Source organism: Rhodoferax saidenbachensis (assembly GCF_001955715.1).
In the GTDB taxonomy this organism is placed as follows: domain Bacteria; phylum Pseudomonadota; class Gammaproteobacteria; order Burkholderiales; family Burkholderiaceae_C; genus Allorhodoferax; species Allorhodoferax saidenbachensis.
In genome coordinates this window covers 2657346-2675043 of sequence record NZ_CP019239.1, presented here as the reverse complement: position 1 = coordinate 2675043, position 17698 = coordinate 2657346, and the positions used below count along the sequence as shown (strand labels likewise).

At 62.0% G+C, this 17698-nt stretch carries 15 protein-coding genes; 12 read left to right on the top strand and 3 right to left on the bottom strand.

Going from position 1 to position 17698, the window contains the following annotated elements:
* Positions 1-66: 66 nt before the first annotated feature.
* Together RS694_RS12795 and RS694_RS12790 are read right to left on the bottom strand one after the other, a co-directional pair.
* Complete coding sequence (locus RS694_RS12795) at positions 67-4284, bottom strand: PAS domain S-box protein (protein ID WP_081708658.1); 4218 nt, start codon at positions 4282-4284, stop codon at positions 67-69.
* Positions 4285-4394: 110 nt separating this feature from the next.
* Entirely contained in the window at positions 4395-4949 is a 555-nt protein-coding gene (locus RS694_RS12790; protein WP_029708323.1) for a PAS and helix-turn-helix domain-containing protein, read from the bottom strand.
* Positions 4950-5046: 97 nt separating this feature from the next.
* Here RS694_RS12790 and RS694_RS12785 point away from each other — a divergent pair, with 97 nt between their 5' ends.
* The 3 genes from RS694_RS12785 to RS694_RS12775 all read left to right on the top strand — a co-directional run bounded on the left by RS694_RS12785 (position 5047) and on the right by RS694_RS12775 (position 7637).
* Complete coding sequence (locus RS694_RS12785) at positions 5047-5754, top strand: CoA transferase subunit A (RefSeq protein WP_029708324.1); 708 nt, start codon at positions 5047-5049, stop codon at positions 5752-5754.
* Between the two features lie 2 nt (positions 5755-5756).
* On the top strand, positions 5757-6395 hold the full coding sequence (locus tag RS694_RS12780) for a 3-oxoacid CoA-transferase subunit B (RefSeq protein WP_029708325.1): 639 nt from the start codon (positions 5757-5759) through the stop codon (positions 6393-6395).
* 738 nt (positions 6396-7133) lie between these two features.
* On the top strand, positions 7134-7637 hold the full coding sequence (locus RS694_RS12775; RefSeq protein WP_152528846.1) for a hypothetical protein: 504 nt from the start codon (positions 7134-7136) through the stop codon (positions 7635-7637).
* A gap of 69 nt (positions 7638-7706) precedes the next feature.
* Here RS694_RS12775 and RS694_RS12770 read toward each other — a convergent pair whose 3' ends face one another.
* A complete protein-coding gene (locus RS694_RS12770) occupies positions 7707-8816 on the bottom strand; it encodes a 5-methyltetrahydropteroyltriglutamate--homocysteine S-methyltransferase (RefSeq protein ID WP_029708327.1) in 1110 nt (369 codons plus the stop codon).
* 140 nt (positions 8817-8956) lie between these two features.
* Here RS694_RS12770 and RS694_RS12765 point away from each other — a divergent pair, with 140 nt between their 5' ends.
* From RS694_RS12765 to RS694_RS12725, 9 genes are all read left to right on the top strand, one after another.
* A complete protein-coding gene (locus RS694_RS12765; protein WP_029708328.1) occupies positions 8957-10078 on the top strand; it encodes an aromatic ring-hydroxylating dioxygenase subunit alpha in 1122 nt (373 codons plus the stop codon).
* 16 nt (positions 10079-10094) lie between these two features.
* A complete protein-coding gene (locus RS694_RS12760) occupies positions 10095-10889 on the top strand; it encodes a GntR family transcriptional regulator (protein WP_029708329.1) in 795 nt (264 codons plus the stop codon).
* 4 nt (positions 10890-10893) lie between these two features.
* Complete coding sequence (locus RS694_RS12755; RefSeq protein ID WP_029708330.1) at positions 10894-11895, top strand: PDR/VanB family oxidoreductase; 1002 nt, start codon at positions 10894-10896, stop codon at positions 11893-11895.
* Between the two features lie 111 nt (positions 11896-12006).
* Positions 12007-13179: an ABC transporter substrate-binding protein gene (locus tag RS694_RS12750; protein WP_029708331.1), complete on the top strand. Its 1173-nt coding sequence runs from the start codon at positions 12007-12009 to the stop codon at positions 13177-13179.
* Positions 13180-13256: 77 nt separating this feature from the next.
* Positions 13257-14132, top strand: a complete 876-nt coding sequence (locus RS694_RS12745) for a branched-chain amino acid ABC transporter permease (RefSeq protein ID WP_029708332.1) — start codon at positions 13257-13259, stop codon at positions 14130-14132.
* Entirely contained in the window at positions 14129-15133 is a 1005-nt protein-coding gene (locus RS694_RS12740; RefSeq protein WP_051391953.1) for a branched-chain amino acid ABC transporter permease, read from the top strand. The genes RS694_RS12745 and RS694_RS12740 overlap by 4 nt, the downstream gene beginning before the upstream one ends.
* Positions 15134-15141: 8 nt before the next feature.
* Entirely contained in the window at positions 15142-15921 is a 780-nt protein-coding gene (locus RS694_RS12735; RefSeq protein WP_152528847.1) for an ABC transporter ATP-binding protein, read from the top strand.
* Positions 15918-16643 (top strand): ABC transporter ATP-binding protein, encoded by a 726-nt coding sequence (locus tag RS694_RS12730; protein ID WP_029708335.1) that lies wholly within the window; start codon positions 15918-15920, stop codon positions 16641-16643. The genes RS694_RS12735 and RS694_RS12730 overlap by 4 nt, the downstream gene beginning before the upstream one ends.
* A 69-nt stretch (positions 16644-16712) precedes the next feature.
* Positions 16713-17693: a Bug family tripartite tricarboxylate transporter substrate binding protein gene (locus RS694_RS12725; RefSeq protein ID WP_029708336.1), complete on the top strand. Its 981-nt coding sequence runs from the start codon at positions 16713-16715 to the stop codon at positions 17691-17693.
* Positions 17694-17698: the final 5 nt, after the last annotated feature.

The following is a 17698-nucleotide window of genomic DNA, read 5'->3' as shown; positions in this document are numbered from 1 at the left end:
GTTTGATTTAAGTACGGTTGCAGAGATCTTGCAGCCGATGCGCCTGCGGGAACCCTGTGTCGCGGCTTAGCCCAGCGTGTCGGCCGCAGCGGGGCGCCCAAAGAAATAGCCCTGGAACGCATCGCAGCCCATGTCGGCCAGAAAATCGCGCTGGCCCGCAGTTTCCACCCCTTCGGCGATCACGGTCAGGCCCAGGCTGTGCCCCAGCGCCAGGATGGTACGGGCGATGACGGCATCGCTGGCGTCGGTCATCAGGTCGCGCACAAAGGACTGGTCGATCTTGAGCTGGTCCAGCGGCAGGCGCTTGAGGTAGGAGAGGGATGAATAACCGGTGCCAAAGTCGTCCAGCGAGAAGCCCACACCAAAGGCCTTGATCGCTGTCATTTTCACGATGACGTCTTCCACGTCGTGCACCAACAGGCTCTCGGTCAGCTCCAGCTTGAGCCGCTGCGGGTTGGCGCCGGTGGCCTGCAGCGCATACGCCACGTTGGCAACGAAGTCGGCCTGTGCAAACTGCGAGGCACTGACGTTCACGGCCAGCGTCCACGCTGCGGTGCGCGGGTCGGCCGCCCATATCACCAGTTGGCTGCAGGCAGTCACCAGAACCCACTGCCCCAGCGGCAGGATCAGTCCGGTCTGTTCGGCCAGCGCGATGAAGTGGTAGGGCGTGATCAGGCCTTTTTCGGCGTGGTTCCAGCGTACCAGGGCTTCGGCGCCGATGGGCTCCCCCTGCCGGTTGACCTGGATCTGGTAGTGCAGCACAAACTCCTGGTTCAGGAGGCCGCGTCGCAGGTCTTTCTCCAGCGCCTCATGCGCGGCGACTGCGGCCTGCATGGCGGGGTCAAAAAAGCGCGCCGTGTTGCGGCCAGCCGACTTGCCTTGGTACATGGCGAGGTCTGCCTTCTTGAGCAGGTCGTCCATGGTTTCCGCGTTGCCCGAGAACACTACGATGCCAATGCTGGGGGTGCTGTCGTAACGGTAGCCGTTGAGATTGAACGTCACATGAAAAATGTCCAGCAGTTTGGTGGCGATGACCTCGGCCTGGGTGGCCGCCTCATGGGGCTGCGTGCTCAGCGCTTCCAGCAGGATCACAAATTCATCACCGCCCAGGCGGGCCACACTGTCACCGTCACGCACGCAGGCCTGCAGCCGCAGCGCCACCTGGCGCAGCAGCAGGTCGCCCACGTCATGGCCCTGGGTGTCGTTGAGCAGCTTGAAGTGGTCCAGGTCCAGGAACATCAGCGCGCCGTGTTTGCCGGTGCGGTGCGAGGTGACTATGGCCTGCTTGAGCCGCTCCATCAGCAGGCGGCGGTTGGGCAGACCGGTGAGCGAGTCGTAAAAGGCCAGACGGCGGATTTCCTCCTCGTCCTGGCGCTGCTGCGTGATGTCGCGCACGATGGCAATCAGCGTGGCCTGCCCGTCGCGGGACACGCGCGACATGGACAGGTGGATCGGGAACAGGCTGCCGTCCTTGCGCCAGACTTCCAGCTCGCGCGCCACGATGGACCGGCCCTGTGCGATGTCGGCAAACTGGTCGGCGAGCTGGTTGGGGGCGTTGTCCTGGTCCGGGCCGCTCAGGAACAGGGTGGCGGAGCGGCCGATGACTTCTTCCGGCGTATAGCCAAAGATGCTGCAGGCGGCCTGGTTGAAGGATGCGACTTCTCCCTGCGCATTGAGGGTGATGACGCCATCCACCATGTTGTCCAGGATGGACTGCGTGTGCAGGGCCGATTCGCGCAGGGCGTTTTCTGCCTGCTTGCGGTCGGTGACGTCGCGGATCATCGCCATCAGGTTGCCGTCGGGCATGCCGGTGGCGATCACTTCAGCAGGGAAGGTGCTGCCGTCCTTGCGTCGGAACTGCCACTCACGGTGGTAGTCAGGCGCGGTCTGTATAGCCTGCAGCGCCGCCCCGATATACGGGACTTCCGTGGGCATCACAATGTCAGAAGCGTGCAGTCCGATCAGCTCTTCGCGGGTGTAACCCAGCATGCGGCAGATGCTGTCATTGGCATCCAGGTAGTAGCTTTGGCTATCGGCAATCACGATGCCGTCGGGGGCGTATTCAAACAGCGTGCGGTAACGGCTATCGCTTTGCCGCACGGCGATCTGCGCCATCCGGTGTTCGGTGATGTCGTGGAATGCACCCACCAGCTTGACGGCACGTCCGTCTTCCATCACCGGGAAGCCCTGGGTTCGGACCCAGATGTGCCGGCCCTTGGCGGTGATCACGGGCAGCTCCAGGTCCCAGGCGGTGCCGTCGTCAATGGCTGCCTGTACGGCCGCGGCGATGGTGGGGCGGGCTTCGGGCGCATAAAAGGAGATGGCCTCGTCCTGGCTGGGGGTGGTCGACGGGTCCAGGTCGTGGATCCGGCAGGTCTCTGCAGACCAGAACGATTGCATGGTGCGCAGATCACGGTCCCAGCCGCCGACCTTGGCCAGTTCGCCGATGCGCTCCAGCAGCTCCACATTGGTGGCGAGGGCTTCGCGCACCCGGTATTGTTCGGTGACATCGCTGAAGACCAGCACCACGCCCACGATTTGGCCGCCCGCATCACGGATGGGCGCTGCGCTGTCGAAGATCTGGTACTCCGGGCCATCGCGCGCCAGCAGCGCCGTGTGGTTGGCCAGCCCGACGACTTCGCCTTTTTCAATGACCAACTGCACCGGGTTGAGCGAAGGCGCGCGTGTCTGCGCGTTGATGATGCGAAACACTTCGGTCAGCGGTTTGCCTGTGGCCTCCGATAGGGGCCATCCCGTCAGGCGTTCCGCGGTCGGGTTCATGCGCACTATGTGGCCTGCCGTATCGGTGGCAATGACGGCGTCGCCGATGGAGTTCAGGGTGATGGACAGGCTCTGCTCGCTCTGGCGCAGTTTCTCCTCGGACTGCTTTTGCGCGGTGATGTCCAGCCGCACACCCATCAGGCGTATGGCTTTGCCCTCTGCATCACGCGCCAGTACCCGCCCGACCACTCTGACCCAGCGGTAGCGGCCATCTGCGTGGCGCAGGCGGGCTTCGTATTCATAGGGCAGGTCGGCACCGGCCAGGACGGCCTGGATGCGGGCATTCACGGCTTCGCGGTCCTCCGGGTGCAGGCGTTCGATCCACTGCTGGCGGTCGGCAAAACCCTCTTCCGGGTCGTAGCCCAGCATGGTGAAGTAGGTGGGGCTGGCGTACCACTGGTCGGTGCGGGCAATGTCCCAATCCCAGATGCCCACGGAGGCCGCATCGGTGGCCAGCCGCAGGCGGTGTGCCAGCCGCCCGGCTTCAGTTTGTGCCGCGACTTGCCGCCGCCAGGCCCGTGCTAGAAACAGGCACATCAAGGTGCCGCATGCCGCAGCCACCAGCCAGATGGCGGCTGCCAGCGCGGCGAGATCGCGCCATGGTTTCAGCAGTACGTCGTAGGACAAACCGACCACGGCCACAAACTCGGGCTGTGCGGACAGGCTCCGGTAGGCAAACATGCGGGCGATGCCATCGATCGAGCTGACACTCTGAAAGCTGCCCGCGGGACTGCGGGGCAGCATGTCCTTGAATAACACGGCATTGGGGTAACGCTTGCCCATGGTGGAGTCATCAAACGGGCTGCGCATCATCAGCACACCGTCGCGGCGAAACAGGGTCACCGCACCATCAGTGCGCAAGTCAATGGTTTTCCACAAGGCGTCGAAATAGAGGGGATCGACCGCCGTGGCCAGCGTGCCCTTGAAGCGACCGTCTGCAGTTTTCAGCGGCAGTGCCACGGGTATCAGCCATTTGCCATCCAGGCGGCTTTTGGCCGGTGTACCGATCAGGAAAGGCGTTTGCGGCCGGGCTTGCAGCTCCCTGAAATACTCGGTGGCGGAAAGGTCGGCACCGATGTTGCCCACATTGGTGTCATAGATCAGCCGCCCTTTGGCATCGGTCACCCAGACAATCCGCGCGAAGGGAAGGGATTGGAGTTCCTGGCGCAGAAGCTGGCGTGCCGAGTCTTCGTTCAGTCTGCCCGAGAGCTCCAGTTGGGCCAGGCGCAGGGCAGTGAGCTGCAGGGTTTGTTCGGTGGACTGGAAGGTGCGGGTGGTTTGCTCTTCAATCACCTTGGCCAGCGATTCAGTCAGTCGGCTGCCGGATGTGATGGCCTCGGTCCGCAGGTGAGCCAGTGTCAATGCCAGCAGGCAGCCAGACACCAGCGTGACCCCTGCCGCAAGCCATAACAATTGATATCGCACAGCAACATGTGCCGCTACCACCTCGGGCTCTACCGATGGGGTAACAGCAGACGTTGGAGGCGTCCAGACTGCTGACATGAACGAAGCTCCCCCTGCATTTGTGTTTTTGCAGTCTAAAGGACTTCCTTCCTTTGAACAATCGTGTATGCCAGCGCAGGGTGAACCCTGATAGCGTGCTCAGGCCCGACTCAACCCGCAGTCAGCCGGTGCACCAGATCGGCGGTGGTGCTGGCTTTGTACTTGCGCATCAACCGGGCCCGATAAATCTCTACGGTGCGGTGGCTGATGGTCAGGGTTTTGCCAATCTGTTTGGAGGTGAGACCCTGCATCAGGTGGGCTGCGACCTCGCGCTCGCGCGCGGTCAGCTCGGCTTGCACCGGGCGGCGCGCGCTGAGGTCCTCAAAGCTCCAGATGCCAGCCTCGTGCGGCGCGTCGCGGTTCAGGGCGCGGCCGGTCACGTGGCACCAGAAAGTTTCGCCCTTGTATTGGCCGTCCACCCGCTTCATGATGCGGTCGTCGGCGTAGGTTCCGTCGCGGTTCAGGATGGGGCTGATACGCGCGCCGGTGCGTTCGTATTCGTCGGCACTGGGGTAAAGCACCTGGAAGGATTCGCCAATCAGCTGCTCGCGCTCCACGCCAAACATGTCGCACAGGCGCTGGTTGCAGTCGATGATGGCGCGGTTGCGCGACAGGGCCAGGCCCACGGGGGCCATATCGAAAGCGAGGCGGTAATCGATGTCCATGGGGGCAACGGAGTACTAGGGTTGGGCTTTACGAAGAACTACGTATATGGTTACGTAGTATCGTACGGTCACTGATTTCATTATTGGAGACACGGCAGTGAACAAAATCTATCCCAGCGCCGCAAAGGCGCTTGAAGGCATCGTGAAAGACGGCCAGTTGCTGGCCGTGGGCGGCTTCGGCCTGTGCGGCATTCCCGAAGCGTTGATCGACGCGCTGAAAGAAAGTGGCGTCAAGGACCTGACGGCCATCTCCAACAACGCCGGTGTCGACGGTTTCGGCCTGGGCAAGTTGCTGGAAACCCGCCAGATCAAGAAGATGATTTCTTCCTACGTAGGGGAGAACAAGGAATTTGAGCGCCAGTACCTGGCAGGCGAACTGCAGCTGGAATTCACCCCGCAGGGCACGCTCGCCGAGAAGCTGCGTGCTGGCGGCGCTGGCATTCCGGCCTTTTTCACCAAGACCGGTGTGGGCACCATGGTGGCCGAGGGCAAGGAACTGCGCGAGTTTGACGGCGAGACTTATGTGATGGAACGCGCGCTGGTGCCCGATGTGGCGCTGGTCAAGGCGCACCGTGCTGACAAGTCTGGCAACCTGCAGTTTCGCTTCACCGCGCGGAATTTCAATCCGGCGGTGGCGATGGCGGGCAAGATCACCGTGGTGGAAGTCGAAGAGATCGTCGAGACCGGTGACATTCCGCCGGACCAGGTGCACCTGCCCGGCATTTATGTGCACCGCATCGTGCTCAATGCCAAGCCCGAAAAGCGCATTGAGAAACGTACTATTTCTGAGAAAGCGGGAGTCTGATCATGGCCTGGACACAAGACCAAATGGCAGCGCGCGCTGCACAAGAACTCGAAGACGGTTTTTACGTGAATCTGGGCATTGGCATCCCCACGCTGGTGGCCAACCACGTGCCAACGACCAAGGAAGTCTGGCTGCAGAGCGAGAACGGCATGCTGGGCATTGGCCCGTTTCCCACCGAAGACGAAGTGGACGCCGACCTCATCAACGCCGGCAAGCAAACCGTGACCACGATCAAGGGCTCCAGTATTTTTGGCAGCCACGAAAGCTTTGCGATGATCCGCGGCGGCAAGATCAACCTGTCCATCCTGGGCGCCATGCAAGTCAGTGCCAAGGGCGATCTGGCGAACTGGATGATCCCCGGCAAGATGGTCAAGGGCATGGGCGGGGCGATGGACCTGGTGGCCGGCGTCAAACGCGTGATCGTGCTGATGGAACACGTGGCCAAGAAGAAGGACGGCACCGAAGATCTGAAGATATTGCCGACTTGCACCTTGCCGCTGACTGGCGTGGGTGTGGTGGACCGCATCATCACGGACCTGGCTGTGATGGATGTGACGGCTGAGGGGTTGAAATTGGTGGAGTTGGCGCCTGGAGTGACTCGGGATGAGTTGCAGGCTAAGACTGGTGTTCCGTTGATTTGATGGTTGGTGTTTGAGGGGCGTTTTTTCTTGCTTGGCGTGTCGGGATATGCGCCCGACAGCGCAGTAACTTTTCTTTGCTTCGCCAAAGAAAAGTCACCAAAAGAAAGGCGACCTACTGTCTGCGACCCTCCGCTGCACTGCGGGCAACCTGCGGTGCTCGGGTTCAGTGGGGTCTGGCTCGAACTCGCCCTTTGGGCTCAAACAATCGCCAGCCCAGATCCACTGACCACTGCGCTCCTCGGCGCATACAGAAGGGACTGGGGCGATTCACGTGCCATCGCTGCGCTCGGCCAAGCGAGATGAATACCCGTCCGCGCGTAGCGCGGACGAAGTTCGGTATTTGGTACCCGGGTGTTTGGTCTTCGGCTACTTGGTTTGCGCCGTAATGAGGAGGCGAGTAGCGCAGGTTTGGGCGGACTAGGGCTGGCGATTGTTTGAGCGAAGCGAGTTCGAGCCAGACCCCGCACAAACCGAGCAACGCAGCGTGCCCGTAGCGAAGCGAAGGGCCGACGAATCCGGCTCGCCTTTCTTTGCTTACTTTCTTTGGCGAAGCAAAGAAAGTGAGTGCGCTGTCGGGCGCACACCCCGACATCCCAAAACATCCAACCCCTCATCGTAGGCAAGCCCAACCCGGCGTGAAACAGCCCGATCCACCCGAAAAGGAACGCTCCGAGCGCCCCTTTTCACCGGTAAGATAGCGCGCAATCCATTCGCACCGCCACTTCACCCGGGGAAACCATGTCCAGAGCTCTCAAATTCCTGATGTTCATTTACCTCGTGGTGTTTATCGCCACCGGCGTGTTCATGGTGTTGATCGTGAACGCAGATGACGCTTCTGCCCCTTGGATCACGCTGCTGGTGCGCAACCACGGCATCGTGTTTGCATGGCATCTGGCCTGCTGGATGGTGCTGGGCATGTTCACCAATTACTACTGGGACCTGTTCAACCAGGGCAAGGGGCTGGATGCGATGCAGGTGCCACGCATCCTGATCCCGCTGATGGTTTCTCCGTTTGTCTTTTTGCCTACCTACAACCTGTGGCTGGCGTCGAGTTCTCAGAGTTACCTGCTGTTCTCGGTGATTTCCATTCAGGCGGGCTTCTTCTGGCACGCGCTGTTCACCAAGGCCGACCAGACCCTGAACAAGACTGCCAGCATCCCATGGACTGTGAACAACGGTACCGGACGCATGAGCACCAAGGCCGCTCCGGCTGCACCTCAGGCGCCACAAGAGCCACGCTGATTGCCGCTTGCGGCAGCAGCCACAACAAAAAAGGGGCCGAGGCCCCTTTTTTGTTGGTCAGCGTGGGGTTCAGTCGCCCCAGACTTCCCGTGCTGTTTCCACCACCAGGCGCAGTTTGTCGCGCTGGGCTTCCACGGCGATGTCATTGCCATGCACCGTGCTGGAAAAACCGCACTGGGGTGACAGGGCCAGTTGGTCCATGGGCGCGTAACGGGCGGCTTCGTCGATACGGCGCTTCAGGTCGTCCTTGCTTTCCATGGCGCCAAACTTGGTGGTCACCAGGCCCAGCACCACGGTTTTGCCCTTGGGCAGGAAACGCAAAGGTTTGAAGTCGCCGCTGCGGTCATCGTCGTATTCCATGAAGTAGGCGTCGAGGTTCATTTCCTTGAGCAGGGCTTCGGCCACGGGTTCGTAGTTGCCGCTGGCGGCGTGGGTGCTCTTGAAGTTGCCGCGGCACAGGTGCATGCCCAGCAACATGCCTGCGGGCTTCTGGGCGACCACCTTGTTGATGAACGCCGCATAACGGTGGGGCAGCTCGTTGGGATCATCACCGCGCTGGCGGGCGGCTTCGCGCATCTTCTCGTCGCACAAGTAGGCCAGGTTGGTGTCGTCCATTTGCACGTAGGTGCAGCCGGCAGCGGCCAGGCTGCGCAATTCGTCGCCATAAGCCTTGGCCACGTCGTCGTAGAACGCCGGGTCCAGCTCGGGGTAAGCCTCACGGCTGATGCCGGCACGGCCACCGCGGAAGTGCAGCATGGTGGGGGAGGGGATGGTGACTTTGGGCGTGTTGCCCGCGCTGACCTGCGACTTGAGGTACTGGAAGTCGGCGAGCTGGATGTCCTTGACGTGGCGCACCTTGTCGATCACGCGCATCACGGGTGGCGCGAGTTCTTGTGTGCCATCGGGGCGGATGATGGTGACGGGGATGTCCGTCTTGACGCCGCCGATCTGCTCCAGAAAGTCGATGTGGAAGTAAGTGCGGCGGAACTCGCCGTCGGTGATGCTCTTGAGGCCCACGTCTTCCTGGAATTTCACGATCTCGGCAATCGCCTTGTCTTCCACCAGACGCAGTTGCTCGGCGCTGATGGTGCCCTGGGCCTTTTGTTCACGCGCGTCCAGCAGGTACTTGGGACGCAAAAAGCTGCCGACGTGGTCGTAATGGGCGGGTAACCGGGTCATGAAGGTCTCCTGTAGGGTTGTTCTTGGTGTGATGTTAAGGCAGGTTTAAGTCGGGTTATTGAATACAGGAATACCAGATAGAAAGTCTGAAAGGCTATTTTTGTTGAGAAATTTGGCATTTATGTATACATTGTGTATCCATGAAAACCCAAAACTCTTCTTTCCCCTTGAACGCGTGGTATGCCGCTGCCTACGATGTGGAAGTGGCCCGCAGCCTGATGCCGCGCACCATCTGCAACCAGAAGCTGGTGCTGTACCGCCAGCTCAACGGCACAGTGGCGGCGCTCGAAGACGCCTGCTGGCACCGCCTGATGCCGCTCTCGCTGGGGCATCTCGATGGGGACGAAGTCACCTGCGGTTACCACGGGCTGGTCTACAACGCTCAGGGGCGCTGTACGCATATGCCGAGCCAGGAAACCATCAACCCCAGCGCCTGTGTGCGCAGCTACCCGGTCATTGAAAAGCACCGCTTCGTCTGGATCTGGCCGGGCGACCCGGCCAAGGCAGACCCCGCACTGGTGCCGGACCTGCACTGGAACGACGACCCCGCCTGGGCGGGGGACGGCAAGATGATCCGTGTGCAGTGCGACTACCGCCTGGTGGTGGACAACCTGATGGACCTGACCCACGAAACCTTTGTGCACGGCTCCAGCATCGGCCAGCGCGCCGTGGCCGAAGCGCCGTTTGTGGCCACCCATGGTGACCGCACCGCCACCGTGACACGCTGGATGGACAACATCGACGCGCCACCGTTCTGGGCGGGCCAGATCAAACATGCGCTGGGTTACGAAGGCCCGGTGGACCGCTGGCAGATCATCCGGTTTGAAGCGCCGTGCACCGTGACCATTGACGTGGGGGTGGCGGAGGCCGGCACCGGCGCCATCCCGCCCGGCGGCAACCAGGGTGATGCCTCCTTGAGCCAGCGCCAGCGTGGCGTGAACGGCTTTGTGCTCAACACCATCACGCCCGAGACGGATGGCACCTGCCTGTACTTCTGGGCCTTTGCGCGCAACTACTGTCTGGGAGAACAGGCCCTGACGCACAAGCTGCGCGAAGGCGTGGCCAACATCTTCCGCGAGGATGAGCTGGTGCTCGAAGCGCAACAAAAGGCCATTGACGAACGGCCCGACTACGCCTTCTACAACCTCGGCATCGACGCGGGTTCCATGTGGGCGCGCCGCCTGATCGACGGGCTGGTGGCGCGTGAGCAGAGCGGGAAAGCCGCTGCATCGGGCGTGATTCCCATCCGTTCCGTGGCCTGAGTCAGAAAGAAGATCAATGGCAATTGCTACCAAACTTATAGCTGCTCCCGCAATAGAGGCGGGGGCTACAGGCCAATCCAGCGTACAGGTGCAGGCCCTGTTGCGTCTGCGCGAGATGATTCTGGCGGGTGACTTGCCCGGCGGAACGCGCATTGCCGAGCTGTCGATTGTGGAAAAGCTGGGCTTCTCCCGTACCCCCATCCGCGCCGCACTGATGCGGCTGGAGCAGGAAGGTTTGCTGGACGCGCTGCCCAACGGCGGTTATGCCGTCAAGACGTTTTCGGAGCGGGATGTGTCCGAGGCGATTGAATTGCGCGGCACGCTGGAGGGTCTGTCCGCGCGCATGGCGGCCGAGCGCGGCGCGGCGCCGGTGGTCGTGAGCGAGGCCCGCGAGTGCCTGCGTGCCATCGATGCGGTGCTGGGCCAGAGTGCGCTCGACGACGAGTCGTTTTCGCAGTATGTGGACCTGAATGCACGCTTCCATACCCTGCTCAGTGAAATGGCCGACAGCTCGGTCATTGCGCGGGAACTGGAGCGTGTGTGCAGCCTGCCTTTCGCCTCGCCCTCGGGTTTTGTCGTGGTGCAGGCCAACAGCCCCAAAGCGCGCGACATGCTGATCGTGGCGCAGGACCAGCACTGGCAGGTGCTGGACGCGATTGAGCGGCGCGAGGGTACGCGGGCCGAAAGCCTGATGCGCGAACACTCGCGCATCGCCCAGCGCAATCTGCGTGAGGCGGTGCAAAGCCAGCGCCTGGACCAGATGCCCGGTGTGCGCCTGATCCGCAAGCGCAGCGACGTGGGAGGGCGATAAGGCCATGGCGACCAATCTGTATTGGGCAGACGCCCGCGTTCAGTCGTACCGCGACATCACACCCACGGTGCGCGAGTTCACCCTGGCGCTGGAGGCGCCAGCCCCGGTGTCTTCACCTGCCCACGGTCCCGGCGCCCACCTGCCGGTGCAGCTGCTGGTGAACGGCCGGCCGCAAACCCGCACCTATTCGCTGGTGAGCGCACCTGAAGGCCAGACCTGCTGCATTGCCGTCAAACGCCTGGAGCAGGGCCGAGGAGGATCGATGGCGATGTGGCAGCTGGCCGTGGGCGACCGCCTGCGTGTGGGTGAGCCGCGCAACGATTTTCCGCTGAGCCTGCAAGCGCCCGCCTACCTGTTGGTGGCCGGTGGTGTGGGCGTGACGGCTCTGGTGCGCATGGCGCAGACCCTGGCGCAGCGGGGTGCCCAGGTGCGCATGCTGCTGGCCGCGCGCTCGGACGAAGAGCTGGCCTATGTTGAGGCGCTTCGCGAGGCTCTGGGCGAGCGCCTGCAGACCCACGTGTCCGCGCATGGGGAGCGTATTGACTTTGCCAGCGAGATTGCCGCCTTGCCCGCTGGTGCGCAACTGATGTGTTGCGGCCCGGTCTCCATGCTGGATGCCGCGCGCCAAGCCTGGGCACAGGCCAACCGACCCGTGGCCGACCTGCGTTTTGAGACCTTTGGCAGCAGCGGACGGCTCGCGCCACAGGCGTTTCAGGTGCAGATACCGCGCCAGCAGATAGACATTACCGTGGCCGCCGATTGCAGCCTGCTGGATGCGATTGAGATGGCCGGTGTGCAGGCCCTGTCCAATTGCCGGCGCGGCGAGTGCGGCCTTTGCGCGATGGACGTGTTGGCGGTGGAGGGTGAGATTGACCACCGCGACGTGTTTTTGAGCACCCACGAGAAGCAGCAGAACCAGCGCATTTGCATCTGTGTGTCACGTGTGGTGGGGCGCATTACACTGGACAGCGCCTACCGCCCGGACCGCTTCGACGCCGCGGCCTAGTTATTTCAAACTGTTATAACTAAGAGTCTGAAATTACTATTGCGACGCTCTGTTTTTGAGGCCATAGTGCGCACAGGCCGTTACCCCTAGATAACCCGCAGGAGACAAAAGATGCAAAAGCGACAATTCCTCAATGCCACCGCACTCGCAGTGCTGGCATTGGCCGGTGGCCAGGTCATGGCCCAAAGCAATACCTTCAAGATCGGTCTGATCCTGCCCATGACGGGTCAACAGGCCACGACCGGGCGCCAGATCGAAGCGGCGGCCAAACTTTACATGGCGCAAAACGGCGACATGATCGGAGGCAAGAAGGTCGAACTGATCATCAAGGACGACACCAGCATTCCTGACGTGACCAAACGTTTGGCCCAAGAACTGGTCGTCAACGACAAGGTCAATGTGCTGGCCGGCATGGGCATCACGCCTTCCGCCCTGGCGACCGCCGCGATTGCCACGCAGTCCAAGACCCCTTTGGTGGTGATGGCTGCGGCTACCTCCAGCATTACCGAAGCCTCGCCGTACGTGGTGCGCACCAGCTTCACGCTGCCCCAGGCATCTGTGGCACTGGCCGACTGGGCACCCAAGAACGGTATCAAGAAGGTGGTGACGCTGGTCTCCGACTACGGCCCCGGCATCGATGCCGAGAAGTTCTTCAAGGAACGCATGCTGTTCAACGGCGGCCAGATCACCGAGTCCCTGCGCGTGCCTTTGCGCAACCCCGATTTCGCCCCCTTCCTGCAAAAAGTGCGTGACCTGAAGCCTGATGCACTGTTTGTGTTTGTGCCGTCTGGCGCAGGCGCTGCGGTGATGAAGCAGTTCCTGGAGCGCGGCATGGACAAGGCCGGCATCAAGCTCATCGGCACCGGTGACGTGACCGATGACGATCAACTGAACGACATGGGCGACGGCGCCCTGGGCGTGGTCACGTCGCACCACTACTCCGCTGCCCACCCATCGCCACTGAACAAGAAGTTTGTCGACGCCTTCCAGAAGGCCAACAAGGGCCTGCGCCCCAACTTCATGGCGGTGGGCGGTTATGACGGCATGCGCGTGATCTACGAAGCACTCAAGGTCACCAAGGGCAACGGCGGCGGTGATGCACTGCTGGCCGCCATGAAGGGCCAGATCTTCGAGAGCCCACGCGGCCCGATGTTCATCGACGCGCAAACCCGCGACGTGGTGCAAAACATCTACCTGCGCAAGGTGGAACGCAAAGACGGCCAGCTCTACAACATCGAATTCGACGTGATCAAGGACGTCAAGGACCCAGGCAAGGCGCGTTAAGCGTGGCCGCAAGGCCTTCTTGCATGTATTAACCAAAAAAGCGATGGGCCGCCCCTTCGCTTTTTTTTCGCTGAATTATGTTGACCATACTTTTTGACGGTATTGCTTACGGCATGCTGCTGTTCATCCTGGCAGTAGGCTTGGCCGTGACCATGGGGCTGATGAATTTCATCAACCTGGCCCACGGCGCCTTTGCGATGGTGGGGGGCTACATCACCGTGCTGCTGATGCAACGCCTGGATGTTCCATTCCTGCTGTGCCTGCCGGCCGCGTTCCTGGGGGCTGCCTTGCTGGGCGCTGTACTGGAACGCACGCTGTACCGCCCGCTGTACCACAAGCCGCATCTGGACCAGGTCTTGTTCTCCATCGGCCTGACCTTCATGGCCGTGGCTGCCGTGGATTACTTTGTGGGCTCGACCCAGCAGATTCTGCAGTTGCCTGAATGGCTCAAGGGCCGCACCGAACTGGGTGAGGGCGCCTGGATGCTGGGCATGGGTCACTACCGCCTGTTCATCATCGCGGTCTGCGCGGCGCTCACGGTTGCGCTGCAGTACATCCTGACCAAAACCCGCTTTGGCAGCCGCCTGCGCGCCTCGGTCGATGATCAGCGTGTGGCCGCGGGTCTGGGCATCAATGTCAATGTGGTTTTCCTTTCCACCTTTGCGGTGGGCTCAGGTCTGGCCGGTCTGGGCGGCGCACTGGGCGCCGACGTGCTGGGCATGGACCCCACCTTTCCGCTGAAATTCATGATTTACTTTTTGATCGTGGTCGCCGTGGGCGGCACCTCCAGCATCACCGGCCCGCTGCTCGCGGCGCTGCTGCTGGGCATTGCCGACGTGGCCGGCAAGTACTACATCCCCAAACTCGGCGCGTTCATCGTCTACAGCCTGATGATTGTGATCCTGGTGTGGCGTCCGCAAGGCCTGTTTGTGCGCAAGGGAGGCAAGTCATGAGCACGCCATCGACCCCTGTCCAATCGACTAACCACTCCGCCAGCCAGAACGTGCTGCTGCACAAGAGCCGCTGGCGCTGGTGGGAAGTGCTGCTGTGGGCCGCCGCGCTGTCGTCGCCCTGGGTGCTGTCCAGCCACGCGCTGATCATCAACGAGATTGCCATCGTGGCGTTGTTTGCGCTGTCGCTCGATCTGATCCTGGGTTACACCGGTATCGTTTCGCTGGGCCACGCCGCTTTCTTTGGCATGGGTGCTTACTCGGCCGCGCTATTCGCCAAACACGTGATGCCCGACCCGCTGGTGGGCCTGGCGGTGGGTATTACTACCTCCGCAGTATTGGGCGCCATTTGCAGCGTCACCATCCAGCGCGGCACGGACCTGACTCGCCTGATGGTGACTTTGGGCGTGGGCCTGATCTTGATGGAGCTGGCCAATAAACTCGACTGGCTCACGGGCGGTGCTGACGGCCTGCAAGGTGTGATGATGGGCCCGGTGCTGGGACGTTTTGAGTTCGACCTGGCCGGGCAGACTTCGGCCTGGTATTCGCTGGCGGTGTTGCTGGTGTTGTTTGTGATTGCGCGACGTTTTGTGAGCTCGCCGTTCGGCTCCACGCTCAAGGCGATCCGTGACAACCGCCTGCGTGCCATGGCCATTGGTATCCCGGTGTCCAGCCGCCTGGCGGTGGTTTACACCGTGGCCGCCGCAGGTGCCGGTGCGGCGGGTGCCTTGCTGGCGCAGACTACAGGCTTTGCGTCGCTCGACGTGTTCGAGTTTCACCGCTCGGCCGACGTGATGCTGGTGCTGGTGATTGGCGGCGTGGGTTGGCTCTACGGCGGTGTGGCCGGGGCCGTGGTCTTCAAGCTGATGCAGGATTTCATCTCCAACATTACCCCCCAGTACTGGACTTTCTGGATCGGCCTGTTCCTCGTGGTGCTGGTGCTGGTGGGCCGTGAACGCCTGGTGCGCCCCTGGACCTGGTTCCAGAAGGGAGGCAAGGCATGAGCACTTCCATGACAAAACCTTCCACTTCTACCGTGCTGAGCGCGCAGGGCCTGGTGATGAAGTTTGGTGGCATCACCGCCACCAACAACGTCACGCTGAACCTGCACCAGGGCGCACGCCATGCGCTGATCGGCCCCAATGGCGCGGGCAAAACCACGCTGATCAATTTGCTCACCGGCGTGCTGCAGCCCACCGAAGGCAAGATCATCCTCGAAGGCCAGGACATCACCAACCTGGCCCCGCACCAACGTGTGCGCCGCGGCATGGTGCGCACCTTCCAGATCAACCAGCTGTTTGACACCCTTACGCCGCTGGAAACCCTGGCCATGGTGGTCAGCCAGCACCGCGGCCTGGGCGGCCAGTGGTGGAAGGCATTGGGCGGCAACAAAAACGTGACCGAGCGTTGCGAGCAGTTGCTGGAGCAATTCCACCTGACCGAAGTCATGGCGCAGGAAACCCGTGTGCTGGCCTACGGCAAACGCCGTTTGCTGGAGATTGCGATTGCGCTGGCCTGCGAACCGCGCGTGCTGTTGCTCGACGAACCCGTAGCCGGTGTGCCCGCCGGTGAACGCGAAGAGCTGCTGCAAACCGTGGCCGCCTTGCCTTCGGACGTCTCCATTCTTTTGATTGAACACGACATGGATCTGGTTTTCAGCTTTGCCAAACGCATGACGGTGCTGGTCAACGGCACGGTGCTCACCGAAGGCGACCCGGAGCAGATCGCCAATGACCCGCAGGTCAAGGTGGTGTACCTGGGCCACGCCGAAGGCGAAGAGGTGCACGCATGACCGAGTTGCTGAAAGTCGAAGATTTGTCCGCAGGTTACGGCGAAGCCGTGGTGCTGAACGGCGTGTCCATCCGCCTCAACGAAGGTGAAACCCTGGCCCTGCTGGGGCGCAATGGCACGGGCAAGACCACGTTCATGAACACCCTGGCCGGAGCGACCCGCCAGCATGGCGGAACCATTGCCCTTGGCGGCGCGGCGCTGCACAAGCTGCCGCAGCACGAACGTGCCGCGGCCGGTATTGGCTGGGTGCCGCAAGAGCGCAACATCTTCAAGTCGCTCACGGTGGACGAGAACCTGACCGCTGTGGCCCGCCCCGCACGCGCTGGCCGCAAGGCAGCGATGTGGACACCGGCCCGTGTGTACGAGCTGTTCCCCCGCCTGGCCGAGCGCAAGACCAATCTGGGTACGCAGTTGTCGGGCGGCGAACAGCAGATGCTGGCCGTGGGCCGTGCGCTGGTGCTCAACCCCACGCTGCTGCTGCTGGACGAACCCTGCGAAGGCCTGGCGCCCATCATCGTGCAGGAGCTGCTCAAGGCGATCCGCCGCATCACCCGCGAAGAGGGCCTCTCGGCCATCATCGTGGAGCAGCACCCGCAGGCCATTCTGGCGATCAGCGACACCGCTGCCGTGCTGGACCGCGGCACCGTGGTGCACAGTGGCACGGCCAAGGGCTTGCAGGAGAACCCTGCGCTGCTGGACAAGCTGCTGGGTGTAGCACGCTAAACCGTCTGTTTTTTTTGAATTGCTATTGATTTGATAGCTGCTTGCGCATATTACATAAGGAGTTGAGACATGAAACGCTTGAAATTCACAGCCATCCTCGCTGGCGCCATTCTGGGTCTGGGCACCTTTGCTGTAGCCCCCGCCATGGCGCAGGCCTTCCCGTCCAAACCCATCCGCATCGTGGTGCCCTTTGGTGCTGGCGGCGTGGCCGATCTGACCGCGCGCACTGTGGCGCAAAAAATGTCCGAATCGCTGGGCCAGCCCGTGGTGATTGATAACAAGCCTGGCGCCGGTGGCGTGGTGGCAGGCGACACCGTTGCCAAGGCCGATCCCGACGGCCACACCCTGCTGCTGATGTCCAACGGCACCGCGGTGAGCGCGGGCCTGTTCAAGAGCCTGCCGTTTGACGCATTGCGCGACTTCGCGCCCGTGTCCACCCTGGGCTACTTCGATCTGGCGGTGCTGGCATCGCCCACCGCACCCTTCAAGACCATGACCGAGCTGCTGGCCTATGCCAAGGCCCACCCGGGCAAACTCAATGTGGGCACCATCAATATCGGCAGCACGCAGAATCTGGCGGCCGAATTGTTCAAGTCCCGCACGGGCCTGGACTTTTTGATCGTTCCCTTCAACGGCACACCGGCCGTGATCACCGCACTGCGCGGCGGCCAGGTCGATGTGGCAGTGGAAATTCTGGGCCCCATGATGGGCCAGGTGCAGTCCAAAGCAGTGAGTGCATTGGCTGTGATGGGTGACGCCCGTGCGCCCCAGTTGCCCGATGTGCCCACACTGATGCAAAGCGGTGTGAAGGACTTCGACGTGTCCTCCTGGAACGCATTGGCGGCTCCCGCCAAAACACCCAAGGACGTCATCGCCCGCCTGAACAAGGAAGCCCAAGCCGCGCTGGCCAGCCCGGATGTGAAGAAACGCCTTTACGAACTGAACGTGCAAGCCCGTGGCTCCAGCCCTGAGAAGCTGGGCGAACTGTTGTCCAGCGAAATCAAGCGCTGGAGCGAAGTGATCAACAAGGCGGGTGTTCCAAAGCTGTAAGGTCT